Below are 14,287 nucleotides of genomic sequence, written 5' to 3' on the forward strand. Positions count from 1 at the left end.
TACATAAAAATAGAAAATTCAGAAAATGAAAAAAGCATTAGTAATTATCGCGCTTTCGGTTTTAGTTGTTTCATGTGAGAAAAAGGCTGAAGTAAAGGAAGTAAAAACAGCTTACGTAGATACTTCGGTTTTGATGAAAGAGTACACTGAAGCAAAAGACCTTGAAGCAAAATACAAAGCACAATCAGAAGAAAAAGGAAGACAACTGCAAGCTGAGATAAATCGTTTCAAACAAGATGCTGCTAATTTTCAAAGTCAGGCACAGGCAAACGGGCAGGCCTGGGCGCAACAAAGAGGTGCTGAATTACAAAAAAGAGAACAGCAATTGGGTTATGCTCAACAACAATTAGCACAGCAATTGCAACAAGAAAGCGGTGTTGAAATGGATTCTCTTGTAAGCGGTGTGAAAAAATTTATTAAAGATTACGGTAAGAAAAACGGCTATTCATATATCTACGGGACAGGTGATGCCGCTACTGTTTTATATGCTGAAGATAAATACGATATTACAAAAGAGATTGTCAAAGCTTTAAACGATAAATACAAAGCTCAGCCAAAAACAGATGATAAAGCTGAAACTAAAGAAGAAACAAAGAAATAACAACCAAAATAACTAACTATTTTAAAAACCTAAATCTATATACAGATTTAGGTTTTTTTATTTATAAAAATGCGATACTTTTAGTTTTCAATATACGCCCAATGCAAAACGTTTCAGAAGCAGCTGCTTACACTTTACAATTCATCAATCAGACGCAAAAATCGATATTCCTGACTGGCAAAGCAGGCACAGGAAAAACTACGCTTTTACGTGAAATTATTGCTACTACACATAAAAATACGGTTGTTGTCGCCCCTACTGGAATTGCTGCCTTAAATGCGGGTGGAGTCACCATTCACTCTATGTTTCAATTGCCATTTTCGGCTTTTATTCCTTCGTATGAAAATAATTCTCAGTTTACAGAAACTGTAAAATTTGAAAATAAGGAAACTTTACGCAGACATTTTAAAATGAATAATGTGAAGCGTAATGTCATCAGAAACATGGAACTACTCATTATCGATGAAGTAAGTATGCTACGTGCTGATCTGCTGGATGCAATTGATTTTATGATGCAGACAGTACGTAAAAATTCGTTGGCCTTTGGAGGTGTTCAGGTACTTTTCATTGGTGATTTATTGCAGTTGCCACCTGTGATTAGGGATGAAGAATGGCGAACTTTACGGAACTATTACAAGGGAAAATTCTTTTTTCATTCACACGTCATTCAGCAAAATCCACCGCTTTATATTGAATTATCCAAAATTTATCGCCAAACAGATGATTCTTTTATATCCGTTTTAAATAATCTTCGAAACAATCAGATCACACCGCAGGATATTCAGATTTTAAACGAATATGTCCAACCTGATTTTGATTTGAAAAATAATCCCGGCTACATTACGCTCACGACACACAATGCTAAAGCTGATTCTATTAACGAACAGGCAATAGGTGATTTAGCAGGAAATGAGTTTGTGTATCAGCCCTTTATTGTTGGCGATTTTCCAGAAAAAATATTTCCGGTTGAAGAAAATCTGAAACTGAAGGTCGGTGCACAGGTTATGTTTGTCAAGAACGATTTATCTTTTGATAAAAGGTATTTTAACGGAAAAATGGGTATTATAAAATCACTTTCACCTGAGGAAATCTTTGTGAATTTCCCTGAAGAAAATAAAACTATTGAAGTTGAAAAATACGAATGGAAAAATATCAGGTATAAAATTAACGAACTCACTAAAGAGATTGAAGAAGACGTTTTAGGGACTTTTGCTCATTATCCTTTAAAATTAGCCTGGGCAATTACGGTTCATAAAAGCCAGGGTTTAACTTTTGAGAAAGCTGCGCTTGATGTATCGCAAGTTTTTTTACCTGGGCAGGCATATGTAGCATTATCTCGTTTAACGTCCTTAAAAGGTCTTATTTTGCTTTCTCAGATTCAAATGAATGGTATTTCGAACGATCAGGATGTAATGGATTATGCATTGAATAAGGCAACTGAAGATATTTTAGAAAAACATTTACATTTCGAAACTAAGAATTTTATTCATAACTATTTGATTAATAGTTTTAACTGGTCAGATTTAGCTCAGGAATGGCGTAATCACAGATTTAGTTATAATGAAAATGCTGCTAATTCCGAAAAATCTAAGCATTCTGTTTGGGCACATAAGCGTCTTGAAACAATTGAATTGCTTTTAGATCCTTCGCAAAAATTTGTGCATCAGCTCAATAAAATTTTTAATAAGGAAACCGTTGATTTGTTGTTTGTGCAGGAAAGAGTAGTGGCGGCCTATGACTATTTTTTTAAACCAATGGATAAATTGGTAACAGATCTTTTGCAGAAAATGGCCGAAATTCAAAAATATAAAAAAGTAAAAGAATTTTATGAAGAATTAGCACTTCTGGATGATTTGCAAACTAAGGCTGTTCTACGTGTAATGAAGGCTAAATTACTGATTGAAATTGTAGTTTCGGGTCAAACCATCTGTAAGGAAAAATTAACGTCCTCAGCGATTAAAAATTACAAATCAGATAAGATTGCGAAAATTCGCGAAGAGTTTAAAATGAGCAATACTGATATTTTCAAACTTGATGAGCCAGCTGCGCGCTATACGGCGAAAAAATTAGATAAAAACGAGCCAAAAGCTATTAAGAAAACTACCGTAGAAGAAACATACGATTTGTGGATTGAGAAAAATTCGGTTCAGGATATTGCCCGTCTTCGTAAGCTTACTGTACAAACTATTGAAATGCATCTGGTTAAATTAATTCAGACAAAAAAAATCGAAATCTCCGATGTTTTAACTTATGATAAAATATTGGCTTTGCGTGATGCTTTCGAATTTTATCAGGAGGAATCTCTTAACGGGTTAAAAGAAAAACATGGTGATGAATTCACCTGGCATGAGTTAAAAATGTTCAAAGCAAGTATAAATTAAGTATCTTTAAGTTAAATGTTTCACGTAAAAACACAGATTAATTTAATTTATAAAAAATGAAATTTAAAATCATAATTCTATTTTTCCTTGGAGGATTCTCAAATTTAGCTTTAGGCCAGGATTTAAAACCTGAATATCAGAAGTTCATAAAGACCTTCATCAGCAATGTAAAAAATGAAAAAAAAGAGGCTGTCGCGGATATAATTTCGTATCCTTTCAAAAGGGAATATCCCATACCAACAATCAACAACAAAACTGAATTCATAAAGCGGTATTAATGAGATTTTTGATGTTGCCTTGAAGAATGAAATCATTAAATCTAATCCAGCAAAAGACTGGTCACAAATGGGCTGGAGAGGAATTATGCTGAATCAGGGTACTGTCTGGATAGATGAGGAAGGCCGTTTAATCGCCATTAATTACCAATCAAAGTTTGAATTGGATTTGAAAAATAAAATTATATCCGGTGAAAAAAGAAAATTGCATCCATCCATTGCAAAATTTAAAACTCCGGAATGTGTTTTGCAAACCAGCAAATTCAAGGTTAGAATAGACGATTTAGGAAATGGAAATTACCGATATGCTTCATGGTCAACAAAAAAAAGCATGAGTGAAAAACCAGATTTAGTGATTACTAACGGAAAATGGTTCCAGGAAGGAACTGGCGGAAATCATAGATTTGAATTTAAAAAGGGTCAGTATGTTTATGAATGTTATATTGCTCCAATGCGGGAAAAGGATGCTGCACCGGCAAACTTAACAATTTATCAAAATAAAAAAGTAATTCTTTCTCAGGAAGCTAAAATTATTCCACGTTAAACAAAAAAATCCTATTTGCTAAAATAGGATTTTTTTGTATTAAAAAGATGCTCTAATTTGGTCTAATTCCTTTTTCTGTTGTAATAATTTGAGCTCCAGTTTATCTATTTCAAGTTTTTGTTTGGTGGATTTTATTTTTAGTTTCTGAATTTCTTCTTCAGAATTTTTTCTGGTTCCAATTTGACTTTCAGTTTTTTGATTCGCAGTTTTTTGTTTTTCTATTTTCTTTTTGGTTTTATTAATAGCTTTTTCTGCGTTTTTAACCTGCCGCTGATGTTTCTCAATTTTTTTCTGCTCCTTATCTATTTTGTTTTGATATTCTTTAGCTTTTTTTGCCTCCTGAACCGCTTTCTCTGATTGAACAGTTTCTGTTTCCTGTGCATAAAAGCCTGGTGACGTTAAAAAAAGGCATACAATTATAAATACTTGAATGGTAAACTTCATAATCTTTTTTATTTCTAAAGTAAATAACAAAACAAATATACTTTCTGTCTAGTTTTATAAATTTTCGATTAAAATCCATGCATCCGGATTTTCAGCCTTTTGAATTTCTTTTTGTGCTTCTTCAGCTTCTCTCATTGTAGAGTAACTACCGTATAAAACAGGAAATAATCCATGTTTATTTTCACCTAACATTCTGGCTTCATAACCATTTTTTATTAATTGGTTATAAGCTTTTTTTGCATTTCGTTCACTTCTGAAAGCTCCTGCAATAATATGATAAGGCATTGTTTTTTCTATCACCTCAGTTTTTGAGGTATCAACAGAAAGTGTTACAGCAGGCATAGGATTTTGAATCAAAAAGGTAGCTTCCTGAATTTTGTTCTGAACCTTTTTTTGAACAGTACTTTCAACAACAAGCGTTTGTGTTGCAATTTCTTTTTGATATAACGGATATCCGATGCTTCCTGTGATTCCAAGACCCAGGACAAATATTGCAGCATATTTTAAATATGAATTTGAAGATTTTCTTTCTTCATCTGCATATAATGGAACAGTTTCTTTCTCCTCGATTCTTTGAATTTCTTTTTCGAAATTTTCTCTTTTTACCAAAGGAGACACAAAAGGACCCAATCCAAAGGAAGTTGTCAAATAATTATTTTGCTGGTTTGGACTGAAAACTAAATTGTTATCACTATTCAAACGAATTTCACCAATATTTTTCAAATATAAAATTCCATCTTCTTCCAATGCTTTTTTCCAATTTAAAATTTCAAAAGCAATGGCACTAACAGCAAAACCATATGATGTCTTTTCGCTATTAGCTATATGATTTGCCAGCAAACCATCATTGTTTTTGATTTGACTGTTGAAAGAAACCATTTTCTTAGGTGGAAAAAACGAATTTGTGCTTTCATTAAGCTGTGCCGACTGAATTTCAGTTAAGAATGCACCAAACCCGGGAACCGTTACGCACTGATAACGATATAATAATTGCGAGATGTAAGTTTCGATTTTCATACTAACAAAGTTATGCATCCAATATAGTTATCAAAAATTTATTCACAATTTTTATTAACAATCTGAATATTTTTGCAGGTATTTATTTTTCAGATAGTTAAATTATTTTTGTTTCAGAGATTAATTGTTTTTGGCTTTAAAAAAGTTATTTTTTGAAAGAAATTACTTCTAATTATTATCTTTGCCAAAATGAAAACAAATCTTGTTTTTAAAAATTCCGTCCTTTTTAAAAGTTATATAAGCCATGTCAGAACAAGATTTATTTTATGTATTAGCCTTACTTCGGGTAGAGGGCGTTGGAGATATTATGGCTAAGAAATTATTGGCAAATTTTGGAAGTGCCGAAGAAATTTTCAAGGCAAAAATGAATCAAATTGCTGCTATAGAAGGAGTTGGTTCAGTGTTATTGAAGAATCTAAAGGATAAGACTGTTTTTCAAAAAGCAAATCAGGAACTTGATTTCATCAAGAATAACAATATTCAAGTTTCTTTTTTTAAAGATGAAAATTATCCTGAACGTTTAAAACATTGTGTTGATTGTCCGGTTTTAATTTTTTCTGCCGGTAATATTAATTTACAAAATAAAAGAATAATCAGTATTGTCGGTACAAGGCAAATTACTTCGTACGGAATTGAATTTTGCAGAACATTGATTGAAGATCTGGCTCCTTTAAATCCCATAATTGTTAGTGGTTTTGCATATGGAGTTGATATTGTGGCGCATCAGCTGGCAATAGAAAATAAACTGCAGACTATTGGTGTTTTGGCTCATGGGTTAAACCAAATCTATCCTAAAGCACATAAAAAATACATGTCAAAAATGGAGGAGAACGGCGGTTTTATAACTGAGTTCTGGAGTTCAACCAATCCTGATAAAGAGAACTTCGTTAGACGAAATCGTATCGTTGCCGGCATGACTGAAGCTACAATCGTAATAGAATCTGCCGATAGGGGAGGTTCGCTTATTACTGCCAATATTGCGAACGATTATAACCGTGATGTTTTTGCCGTTCCCGGCCGTGTGACTGATAAATATAGTCAGGGATGCAATCAACTCATTAAAACTCAAAAAGCGAATGTACTGACTAGTGCTGCTGATTTGGTTTACATGCTCAATTGGGATATCAAAGACGATATAAAACCCGTTCAGAAGCAACTATTTATTGAACTGGAGTATGAAGAACAAATAATCTATGATTTCCTGGTTAAAAACGGAAAAGAACTGCTTGATATAATTGCACTCCAATGCGAATTTCCTATTTATAAAATATCAGGGATTCTTTTAAATATGGAACTAAAAGGAGTAATCAGACCTTTGCCTGGAAAACTGTTTGAAGCTATTTAAGTTTTTTTTAACATTGAAACTTGGATTAAATGATATAAAGAATATATTTGTTCAAAAAATCATACTTTAATGAATATAATTGAACTATTTGAAAATACTGGGATTTACAAGGAGAACCTTAGAGAATTCAGTTCTGAAGACATTGAAAAAGCAAGAAAGCAGTTTGAAATTGAACGCTCAGGTAATGCAAACGTGAAGCCTGATCTTGGAGATAATTTAATTTTAGCGATGAATAACTTTGCTGGACAGCTTTTATTTATTTGTAATAATCGGATTTTATATAATTTTTTCTCTAAAAAGAATTATTCACGAAACAGATTTAATTCTGATTATACAGTTTCTTCAAGTAAATCTGATGTTCAGGCGTTTATTGATAAATTTTTATCCAAAGATCTAGATTTGATTTTAGATGAATTAATAGCACAGAACCGATTCGATACTATTGATGATTTTTTGGCAGTAAAAGAATATCTTCCTGAAAATTCTATGGAAAATCTAAGCAAAAAAATATCTGAAAAGCTTGATTTTGCGATAGATTCAATTAATGGAAATTTGCAATTGAGTGATATAAACAGTACGGTTGAGTTTCTTAAATATCGCAGTTTTTATGTTTTAGTTTCTCATTTTAGATCAACTGAAAAAGATGAGAAAATTAAAGCGGTTTACAACAAGGTTTATAATTTGCATAGTAATTCTGCAATTAGATATGAGCTAATGAGTCCAATGATTTCATCTATGGTAAACTATAATGCCATTGATTATGATCTGAATGCTTTGTTCCGAAAAAATAAAGACGCTCTTGATGCAACAGTAGAAAGAGTAAACCATTCAGGAGGTTCTTCTGGTGTTTCGGGCTGGACAATCTTTGCGGTCATAGTTATTGTAATTCGCTTAATTATCGCGTTGTCAAGATCTTAAACTATTAAAATAGAATTTAAACAACATAAAAAAAGCCTGAGAGAGTAATTCTTTCAGGCTTATCTATTTACTTTTCTATTTTCCAAATCCAAGAACTTCCCGAACTCTTGCTAGTACGCCATCAGCAACAACAGATGCTTTTGTGGCACCTTTTTTTAACAGTTTATCTACTTCTTCAAGGTTGTTTATGTAGTAATTGTATTTTTCTCTTTCTGTTTTGAATTTCTCAGTAATCAATTCAAATAACGCTTGTTTAGCATGACCATAACCATAATTTCCTCCTAAGTAATTTGCTCTCATTTGCGTGATCTGAATTTCATCTGCTAAAAGAGAGTAAATAGCAAACGCATTGCAGGTATCCGGATTTTTAGGATCTTCAAGCGGAGTACTGTCAGTTTCAATGCTCATTACTTGTTTGCGTAAAGCTTTATCATCTAAGAAAATATTGATAATATTGTTTGCAGATTTACTCATTTTACCACCGTTTGTTCCTGGAATCAACATAATGTTTTCCTCAATTTTAGCTTCAGGAAGCACAAAGGTTTCACCCATTTGGTGATTGAAACGGGAAGCTACATCACGTGTAATTTCAAGATGTTGCAATTGGTCTTTTCCAACCGGAACAAATTCGGCATCATAAAGTAAAATATCAGCTGCCATTAGCATCGGATAAGTAAACAATCCAGCATTAACATCATCTAAACGATCCGATTTATCTTTGAAAGAATGCGCTAAAGTCAAACGTTGATAAGGAAAAAAACAGCTTAAATACCATGTAAGTTCGGCCGTTTGTACAACATCAGACTGTCTGTAAAATGTAACTTTATCAGGGTTTAAGCCACATGCAAGCCATGCTGCTGCAGTACTATATGTATTTTCTCTTAATGTTTTTCCATCTTTTATTTGAGTTATCGAATGCAAGTCAGCTATAAACAAATACGATTCGTTTGCAGGATTATTTGATAATTCGATTGCGGGAATAATTGCTCCTAATAAATTGCCTAAGTGTGGTGTTCCGGTACTCTGAACTCCGGTTAGTATCTTTGCCATTCTAATTTTTTTCTTAACCGCAAATATTGCAAAGTTTTTACAATATCCGAAAAGTTATTTTTTCTTAACCGCAAAGTTCGCAAAGTTTTTCGCAATGTTCTTCGTGTTTTTAAGTTTTGTTTTCTTAAAATGTCAAAAATATGCTGATCGAAAATCTAAATTCATTTCTGTTTTCTTACATTTGAAACCATGAAAGCAATTAAAATTATTTTTTGGATTTTTTGGCGCATTTGGTTTTACATTTTAATGGCCATTCCAATATTGATTATGCTGCCATTTTTAGTGGCTTCAATTATAACAGAAAGCGGATATCCATATTTTTTTAAAATGGCCAGAATTTGGGCAAAATTCATTCTTTTCGGAATGGGTTTTTATTTCAAAGTAGAGCGTCTGCAAAAGCTGGAAAGAGGAAAGAGTTACATGATTGTTGCTAACCATACTTCAATGACGGATATCATGCTAATGCTGGCAATTATAAGGAATCCTTTTGTTTTTGTTGGAAAGAAAGAATTGGTAAAGATTCCCTTATTTGGATTTTTCTATAAAAGAACCTGTATTTTGGTAGACAGAAATTCTTCCAAAAGCAAAAACGAAGTTTTTAAACGAGCTCAAAACAGATTAAATCAAGGACTTAGTATTTGTATTTTTCCTGAAGGTGGTGTGCCTGATGATGAATCGATTTTGTTGGATGAATTTAAAGATGGTGCTTTTAGATTGGCTATAGATCATCAGATTCCAATTGTTCCAATCGTTTTTGCTGATAATAAGAAGCGTTTCTCTTATACATTTTTGAGCGGCAGCCCAGGTAAGATGAGAGCAAAAATTTTCCCTTTTATTGAAACAAAAGGATTAACAGGAGAGAACAGAAAAGACCTTCGTGATGAGACAAGATATTTGATTTACAAAGGCTTACTTGAATTTAAGAAGAATGAATTAGAAAGCTAATGATAGAAAATAAAAGCCCGGCAATGAAAGTTTGCCGGGCTTTAATTTTGAATTAAAACCCCTTTTATATTCAAAATTTATCTGTGAATTATTTTGTCAGAAATAAATCGTAATATTTTTCTAATTTTTGATTTGTTCTTTTTACGGTTTTTATTTAACGGGACTTCTTTTTTTTCTTTCATGATTTGAAAACATTAAAGTTGATAAAAAAAGAGTTTGATCAAAACTCAATTAACTGTAATAGTATAGATAATTACAAATCAAAAAGGTTGCGTAAAAAGAATGAAAATCTTAAAAAGAATAAAAACCCGTTAGTAACCAAAACAAAAAACTAACGGATTTTTATTGAAAATCAACCAAACTTATTCTAAAAAGGATTGAAAGTATTATGACCACCTTTCAACGTTTTTAAGTCATTTATATAGATGATATTATTTAGAAAAGGTTGCGTCATTGTTTTATTTTTTAGAATAAAAAAACCCGACACTTTCAAATGCCGGGCTTAGAAGAATCTGTAACTTACAGATTTATAAAGTTTAAGCGTTAGCTAATTCTTTGATGTACTCTTTAATTTTTACTTCTAATTCATCAGCTAATTCCGGATTATCTTTAATTAAAGTCTTAACTGCATCACGTCCTTGTCCTAGTTTGGTGTCTCCGTAGCTAAACCATGATCCTGCTTTTTTAATTATATCAAATTCAACAGCTAAATCCAATATTTCACCTGTTTTAGAAACTCCTTCTCCGTACATAATATCAAATTCAGCAGTTTTAAATGGCGGCGCAACTTTGTTTTTTACAATTTTTACTTTAGTTCTGTTTCCGATAACATTTTCTCCATCTTTAATTTGTGCTGAACGACGAATATCCAAACGTACAGAAGCATAAAATTTTAATGCGTTACCACCGGTTGTAGTTTCCGGGTTTCCAAACATTACACCTATTTTTTCTCTTAATTGATTGATAAAGAAAACGGTACAATTTGTTTTGCTGATAGTCCCGGTAAGTTTTCTCAAAGCCTGTGACATTAAACGTGCATGCAGACCCATTTTAGAATCTCCCATTTCACCTTCGATTTCGCTTTTTGGCGTCAATGCAGCAACAGAGTCAATAACCACAATATCAATTGCTCCTGAACGAATAAGATTTTCGGCAATTTCTAAAGCCTGCTCACCATTATCTGGCTGAGAAATAATCAGGTTTTCGATATCTACGCCTAATTTTTCAGCATAGTTTCTATCGAAAGCGTGCTCAGCATCTATAAAAGCAGCAATTCCTCCTGCTTTTTGAGCTTCTGCAATTGCGTGCAATGTTAAAGTAGTTTTACCAGATGATTCCGGACCGTATATTTCGATAATTCTCCCTTTTGGGTATCCGTTTACTCCAAGTGCTAAATCAACACCCAGCGAACCAGAAGAGATTGTCTCAACTTCTACAATGGCTTTGTCGCCCATTTTCATTACGGTTCCTTTTCCGTAAGTTTTATCTAATTTGTCAAGCGTAAGTTGTAGCGCTTTTAATTTGGCATCTTTCTCTGAACTCATCTTTTCTTTTTCTTTTTCTTTCATCTAAATTTTATAAATCTTTTTCAAAATAAATCAGAATTAATAACTTCCTGATTTAGATTTGTATGGGCTTGTAATTTTGTAAAAATACTTCTTTTTTTTTGAAGTTCATTATCTCGAATTGTTACAAATTGAGACAATTTAGACTATAAAAACAAAGCCTTTAATTCTGTTGCATCATCGGGCTTTATTTTCCCTGCAAGCAATAAACTCAATTGTTTACGACGCAAAGCTGCATCAAATCTTTGTATTTCCAGCTCAGTTTCAGGAACTATTGAAGGAACTTCTACAGGTCTTCCTGTATCGTCAACGGCAACAAAAGTGTATATAGCTTCGTTGGCTTTCGTTCTGTTACCGGACTCCCGGTCTTCTACCCAGACATCAATAAAAACTTCCATTGAGCTTTTGAAAGATCTTGAAACTTTTGCTTCTACAGTAACTACACTTCCCAGCGAAATGGCCCTGTTAAAAGCTACGTGATTTACCGAAGCAGTAACTACAATCCTCCGCGAATGTCTGCGTGCTGCTATGCTGGCAGCGCGATCCATACGGGCTAATAATTCACCACCAAAGAGATTATTTAGGGGATTGGTTTCGCTAGGTAAAACTAAATCAGTTAGTATAGTCAGAGATTCTGAAGGGTGTTTTGCATTCATTTTCTTATGGTAAGATTAAAAAAAAGTTAATTAATTCAGCCAGTAAACCGCCATTACGGCAGGAATAAAATAAATTACGATAGTTCTTGCTCCATCATAATCCTTAGCCAAACGCTGGCCGAAAAGCATCATTAATAAACAAATACAGGAAAAAACAGCACCATAGAAACCAAATTCACGGCCGCTTTTTGTTAATAATTGTATGGCACCTACGACGCATAAAATTCCCGAAATTAATTCTAAAACTAAAAGGTGAAGAAGTGCTAGTGGAACCTGATTTTTTAAAATAGTTTTAGCAAAATGTTCTTTAAGCCATGTAACATTTTCTTTCCAGTAAAAAATTTTCTCATAGCCGGATTGTAAAAAAGTCAGAGCCAAAAAAATCAACAGTAGAACAGAAGCAGCATTAGTCATTACGAATTATTTTTTATGAATTAAACGAGTAAGTTTTATGGATAAATCAGTCAGGATTATTTTAGCATTTCCGTTTCTTTCAATGTGATACATAGCATCTGAAAGCTCTTTGAAAATGAGATGAATATTGTTTCCGTTTACAAAAGGAGCAAAATTTTCCATCTTAAATTTATCAACTTTTGGTTCTACATAAACCAAACTTGGCACTTCATAATTAAGTAAAAGAGCCTGTCGGAACATTTCAATACAAAACTGAATGAATTTTTTCTGGCTTTCACGGCCCAAACCGGCAATTTCTTCACTCCATGAAATTAAATCCTGTATGGCGGCAGCGTTTCCCTTAGCTCTAAATGCCGCACGAACCCAATTAACAAACCATTGTTCAAAAGGATATTCTGAGTCATCTTGTTTTAATAAAGCAATAGCTTTATTGAAGTTCCCCTGAGCTTGATGAGCAATCTTTTTAGCTAAGTTAAGATCGATGTTTTCCTGAGAAACTAATGCTTCTGCAATTGTTTTTTCGGGTAGGCCATTAAAGTGAATTACCTGGCAACGTGAGCGTATGGTTTGAATGATGTCTTCTTCATTTTCTGAAATCAGAATAAAAATGGTCTTATCGGATGGCTCTTCTAATAATTTCAATAATTTATTAGATGCAGCAATATTCATTTTATCAGCCATCCAGATAATCATAATTTTATAACCGCCTTCATATGATTTTAGTGAAAGGGATTTTAGAACTTCCTGAGCATCTTCTACACGAATTTCGCCCTGTTTGTTCTGTACACCCAAAATCTTATACCAGTCAAATAAGCCACCGTAAGGCATTTCCTGAATAAATGTTCGCCAGTCCTGAATGAAATCCAGGCTTTTGGGTTTTGTTCTAACATCCTCAGTTGTTACAGTTGGATAAATAAAATGCAGATCAGGATGCGAAATATTCTGAAATTTTAGATTGCAAGATTCATTTCCGTTTGAATTTTCATTACCTGTATTATTACATAAAATATATTGTGCATAGGCAATAGCAGTTGATAATGTACCACTGCCTTCCGGCCCAATAAACAATTGTGCATGTGGAATTCTTCCGGAAGAAGCACTTTTAATTAAGTGACTTTTAATGTAATCCTGACCTAAAATTTGTGAAAATTGCATGGGGCAAAGATATAAGAAATTGATAGAGTCAAAAATAGTATAAACTAAACTTTAATTATTCATTTTATTTTTTATTGGATAAGTCGTTTTTAACTTAATTGTTAATTTTTACTCTGTTAAGTTTTGTTAACATTGATGTTATTTTGAAGAGATATTAAGATTTTTTTGTTAATAGTTTTTCGAAGTTAAGAAGAAAATCAACTTTTTTTTAGCTAATATACTAATCGTAAAAAAACTTTTTTTTATGTGTATTAAGATAAAAATCTTACATAATCAGTACTTTTGAGAAATTAATTTTAACATATGCGAACCCCTTGTTTTACAGACATTAAGATGTTATTTTAAGTTTTTTTTAAGTCTTTTTTTTAAAAAAAAAAATATTAAAGTTGCAAATTAAGTTAATTTACATATTTTTGTTTTCATCAACAACAAACTTTTAATAAGAATCTATGAAAGGGAAAATTATTTTTTTAAGTGTATTTTTTTTATTGACTACAGGGGCTGTATCTGCCCAGGCTAAAAATGCTCCAAAAAGTATTATTAGTACAACAGCTCTTATCCGTAAATATCACGATCAAAAAGAATTAAGTGGTATGCAAAAAGGAGAATTATTGGAGTTATACATTGAGCGTATCAAAGTATTGGTAAAAACACTTCCTTACATTGCTTTGGTTACGAAACCTGGAGTTACAATGGCGGATTTAGGTATTCCGGACGACAATGAGCATAAAAAATCTTTAGAGAATCAGGCTATAGGAACTACTACATTCTTAGATACTACTGTGGATTTTCAAAGAAAAATGATGCCTTACTCTGACAAGGCAAATTTAATAGCAGCAATTTTATTTTACGAAGGAACATTGAAATCTTTACATGAATTCAATGAATTGAATGAAATGTAATTTTTCAAATATTTTTAATGCCTTTTTTAAAATGTCTAATACATGATTGAATTTCATTAAGATATTTTAAAAAAG

The 14,287-nt window shown here is 32.5% G+C and carries 15 protein-coding genes; 8 read left to right on the plus strand and 7 right to left on the minus strand.

Annotation, left to right across the window (positions count from 1 at the left end):
- Window positions 1-25: 25 nt before the first annotated feature.
- The 4 genes from GXM16_RS19705 (at window position 26) to GXM16_RS19715 (ending at window position 3,801) form a co-directional block, all read left to right on the plus strand.
- Window positions 26-601, plus strand: a complete 576-nt coding sequence (locus GXM16_RS19705) for an OmpH/Skp family outer membrane protein (RefSeq protein ID WP_163396210.1) — start codon at window positions 26-28, stop codon at window positions 599-601.
- Window positions 602-702: 101 nt separating this feature from the next.
- Window positions 703-2,982, plus strand: coding sequence for a helix-turn-helix domain-containing protein (locus GXM16_RS19710; protein ID WP_163396211.1), 2,280 nt, complete (start codon window positions 703-705; stop codon window positions 2,980-2,982).
- Window positions 2,983-3,038: 56 nt separating this feature from the next.
- Window positions 3,039-3,260: a hypothetical protein gene (locus tag GXM16_RS22915; RefSeq protein WP_229684396.1), complete on the plus strand. Its 222-nt coding sequence runs from the start codon at window positions 3,039-3,041 to the stop codon at window positions 3,258-3,260.
- A 19-nt stretch (window positions 3,261-3,279) separates the two neighbouring features.
- Window positions 3,280-3,801: a hypothetical protein gene (locus tag GXM16_RS19715; protein ID WP_229684397.1), complete on the plus strand. Its 522-nt coding sequence runs from the start codon at window positions 3,280-3,282 to the stop codon at window positions 3,799-3,801.
- A gap of 39 nt (window positions 3,802-3,840) precedes the next feature.
- On the opposite strand, the gene GXM16_RS19720 is transcribed toward GXM16_RS19715, so the two are convergent.
- On the minus strand, window positions 3,841-4,245 hold the full coding sequence (locus GXM16_RS19720) for a hypothetical protein (RefSeq protein ID WP_163396212.1): 405 nt from the start codon (window positions 4,243-4,245) through the stop codon (window positions 3,841-3,843).
- A 54-nt stretch (window positions 4,246-4,299) separates the two neighbouring features.
- A complete protein-coding gene (locus GXM16_RS19725; protein ID WP_163396213.1) occupies window positions 4,300-5,262 on the minus strand; it encodes an HU domain-containing protein in 963 nt (320 codons plus the stop codon).
- Window positions 5,263-5,506: 244 nt separating this feature from the next.
- Here GXM16_RS19725 and dprA point away from each other — a divergent pair, with 244 nt between their 5' ends.
- Window positions 5,507-6,607 (plus strand): DNA-processing protein DprA, encoded by a 1,101-nt coding sequence (dprA, locus tag GXM16_RS19730; RefSeq protein ID WP_163396214.1) that lies wholly within the window; start codon window positions 5,507-5,509, stop codon window positions 6,605-6,607.
- A gap of 69 nt (window positions 6,608-6,676) precedes the next feature.
- On the plus strand, window positions 6,677-7,525 hold the full coding sequence (locus tag GXM16_RS19735; protein WP_163396215.1) for a hypothetical protein: 849 nt from the start codon (window positions 6,677-6,679) through the stop codon (window positions 7,523-7,525).
- Between the two features lie 75 nt (window positions 7,526-7,600).
- Here the strand turns inward: GXM16_RS19735 and trpS are convergent, their stop codons facing one another.
- Window positions 7,601-8,575, minus strand: a complete 975-nt coding sequence (gene trpS, locus GXM16_RS19740) for a tryptophan--tRNA ligase (protein ID WP_163396216.1) — start codon at window positions 8,573-8,575, stop codon at window positions 7,601-7,603.
- 189 nt (window positions 8,576-8,764) lie between these two features.
- On the opposite strand from trpS, the gene GXM16_RS19745 reads away from it, so the two are divergent.
- Complete coding sequence (locus GXM16_RS19745; protein WP_163396217.1) at window positions 8,765-9,520, plus strand: lysophospholipid acyltransferase family protein; 756 nt, start codon at window positions 8,765-8,767, stop codon at window positions 9,518-9,520.
- A 536-nt stretch (window positions 9,521-10,056) separates the two neighbouring features.
- Here the strand turns inward: GXM16_RS19745 and recA are convergent.
- The 4 genes from recA to GXM16_RS19765 all read right to left on the minus strand — a co-directional run bounded on the left by recA (window position 10,057) and on the right by GXM16_RS19765 (window position 13,310).
- Window positions 10,057-11,064 carry a recombinase RecA gene (gene recA / locus GXM16_RS19750; protein ID WP_163396229.1) on the minus strand — a complete coding sequence of 336 codons (1,008 nt, stop codon included), beginning with the start codon at window positions 11,062-11,064 and terminating at the stop codon, window positions 10,057-10,059.
- A 167-nt stretch (window positions 11,065-11,231) separates the two neighbouring features.
- Complete coding sequence (locus tag GXM16_RS19755) at window positions 11,232-11,741, minus strand: acyl-CoA thioesterase (protein WP_163396218.1); 510 nt, start codon at window positions 11,739-11,741, stop codon at window positions 11,232-11,234.
- Window positions 11,742-11,771: 30 nt separating this feature from the next.
- Window positions 11,772-12,155: a DoxX family protein gene (locus GXM16_RS19760; protein ID WP_163396219.1), complete on the minus strand. Its 384-nt coding sequence runs from the start codon at window positions 12,153-12,155 to the stop codon at window positions 11,772-11,774.
- 6 nt (window positions 12,156-12,161) lie between these two features.
- Window positions 12,162-13,310, minus strand: coding sequence for a DNA polymerase III subunit (locus GXM16_RS19765; RefSeq protein WP_163396220.1), 1,149 nt, complete (start codon window positions 13,308-13,310; stop codon window positions 12,162-12,164).
- 449 nt (window positions 13,311-13,759) lie between these two features.
- Between GXM16_RS19765 and GXM16_RS19770 the strand changes: the two genes are divergently transcribed.
- Complete coding sequence (locus GXM16_RS19770; RefSeq protein WP_163396221.1) at window positions 13,760-14,212, plus strand: hypothetical protein; 453 nt, start codon at window positions 13,760-13,762, stop codon at window positions 14,210-14,212.
- The last annotated feature ends 75 nt before the right edge of the window (window positions 14,213-14,287 follow it).

It is taken from the genome of Flavobacterium limi, from assembly GCF_010645075.1.
GTDB classification, from domain to species: domain Bacteria; phylum Bacteroidota; class Bacteroidia; order Flavobacteriales; family Flavobacteriaceae; genus Flavobacterium; species Flavobacterium limi.

What these genes read in the sequence shown, in the direction of transcription:
- GXM16_RS19705 (WP_163396210.1), top strand. Translation starts at nt 26, where the DNA reads ATGAAAAAAGCATTAGTAATTATCGCGCTTTCGGTTTTAGTTGTTTCA.
- GXM16_RS19710 (WP_163396211.1), top strand. Translation starts at nt 703, where the DNA reads ATGCAAAACGTTTCAGAAGCAGCTGCTTACACTTTACAATTCATCAAT.
- GXM16_RS22915 (WP_229684396.1), top strand. Translation starts at nt 3,039, where the DNA reads ATGAAATTTAAAATCATAATTCTATTTTTCCTTGGAGGATTCTCAAAT.
- GXM16_RS19720 (WP_163396212.1), bottom strand. Translation starts at nt 4,245, where the DNA reads ATGAAGTTTACCATTCAAGTATTTATAATTGTATGCCTTTTTTTAACG.
- GXM16_RS19725 (WP_163396213.1), bottom strand. Translation starts at nt 5,262, where the DNA reads ATGAAAATCGAAACTTACATCTCGCAATTATTATATCGTTATCAGTGC.
- dprA (WP_163396214.1), top strand. Translation starts at nt 5,507, where the DNA reads ATGTCAGAACAAGATTTATTTTATGTATTAGCCTTACTTCGGGTAGAG.
- GXM16_RS19735 (WP_163396215.1), top strand. Translation starts at nt 6,677, where the DNA reads ATGAATATAATTGAACTATTTGAAAATACTGGGATTTACAAGGAGAAC.
- trpS (WP_163396216.1), bottom strand. Translation starts at nt 8,575, where the DNA reads ATGGCAAAGATACTAACCGGAGTTCAGAGTACCGGAACACCACACTTA.
- GXM16_RS19745 (WP_163396217.1), top strand. Translation starts at nt 8,765, where the DNA reads ATGAAAGCAATTAAAATTATTTTTTGGATTTTTTGGCGCATTTGGTTT.
- recA (WP_163396229.1), bottom strand. Translation starts at nt 11,064, where the DNA reads ATGAGTTCAGAGAAAGATGCCAAATTAAAAGCGCTACAACTTACGCTT.
- GXM16_RS19755 (WP_163396218.1), bottom strand. Translation starts at nt 11,741, where the DNA reads ATGAATGCAAAACACCCTTCAGAATCTCTGACTATACTAACTGATTTA.
- GXM16_RS19760 (WP_163396219.1), bottom strand. Translation starts at nt 12,155, where the DNA reads ATGACTAATGCTGCTTCTGTTCTACTGTTGATTTTTTTGGCTCTGACT.
- GXM16_RS19765 (WP_163396220.1), bottom strand. Translation starts at nt 13,310, where the DNA reads ATGCAATTTTCACAAATTTTAGGTCAGGATTACATTAAAAGTCACTTA.
- GXM16_RS19770 (WP_163396221.1), top strand. Translation starts at nt 13,760, where the DNA reads ATGAAAGGGAAAATTATTTTTTTAAGTGTATTTTTTTTATTGACTACA.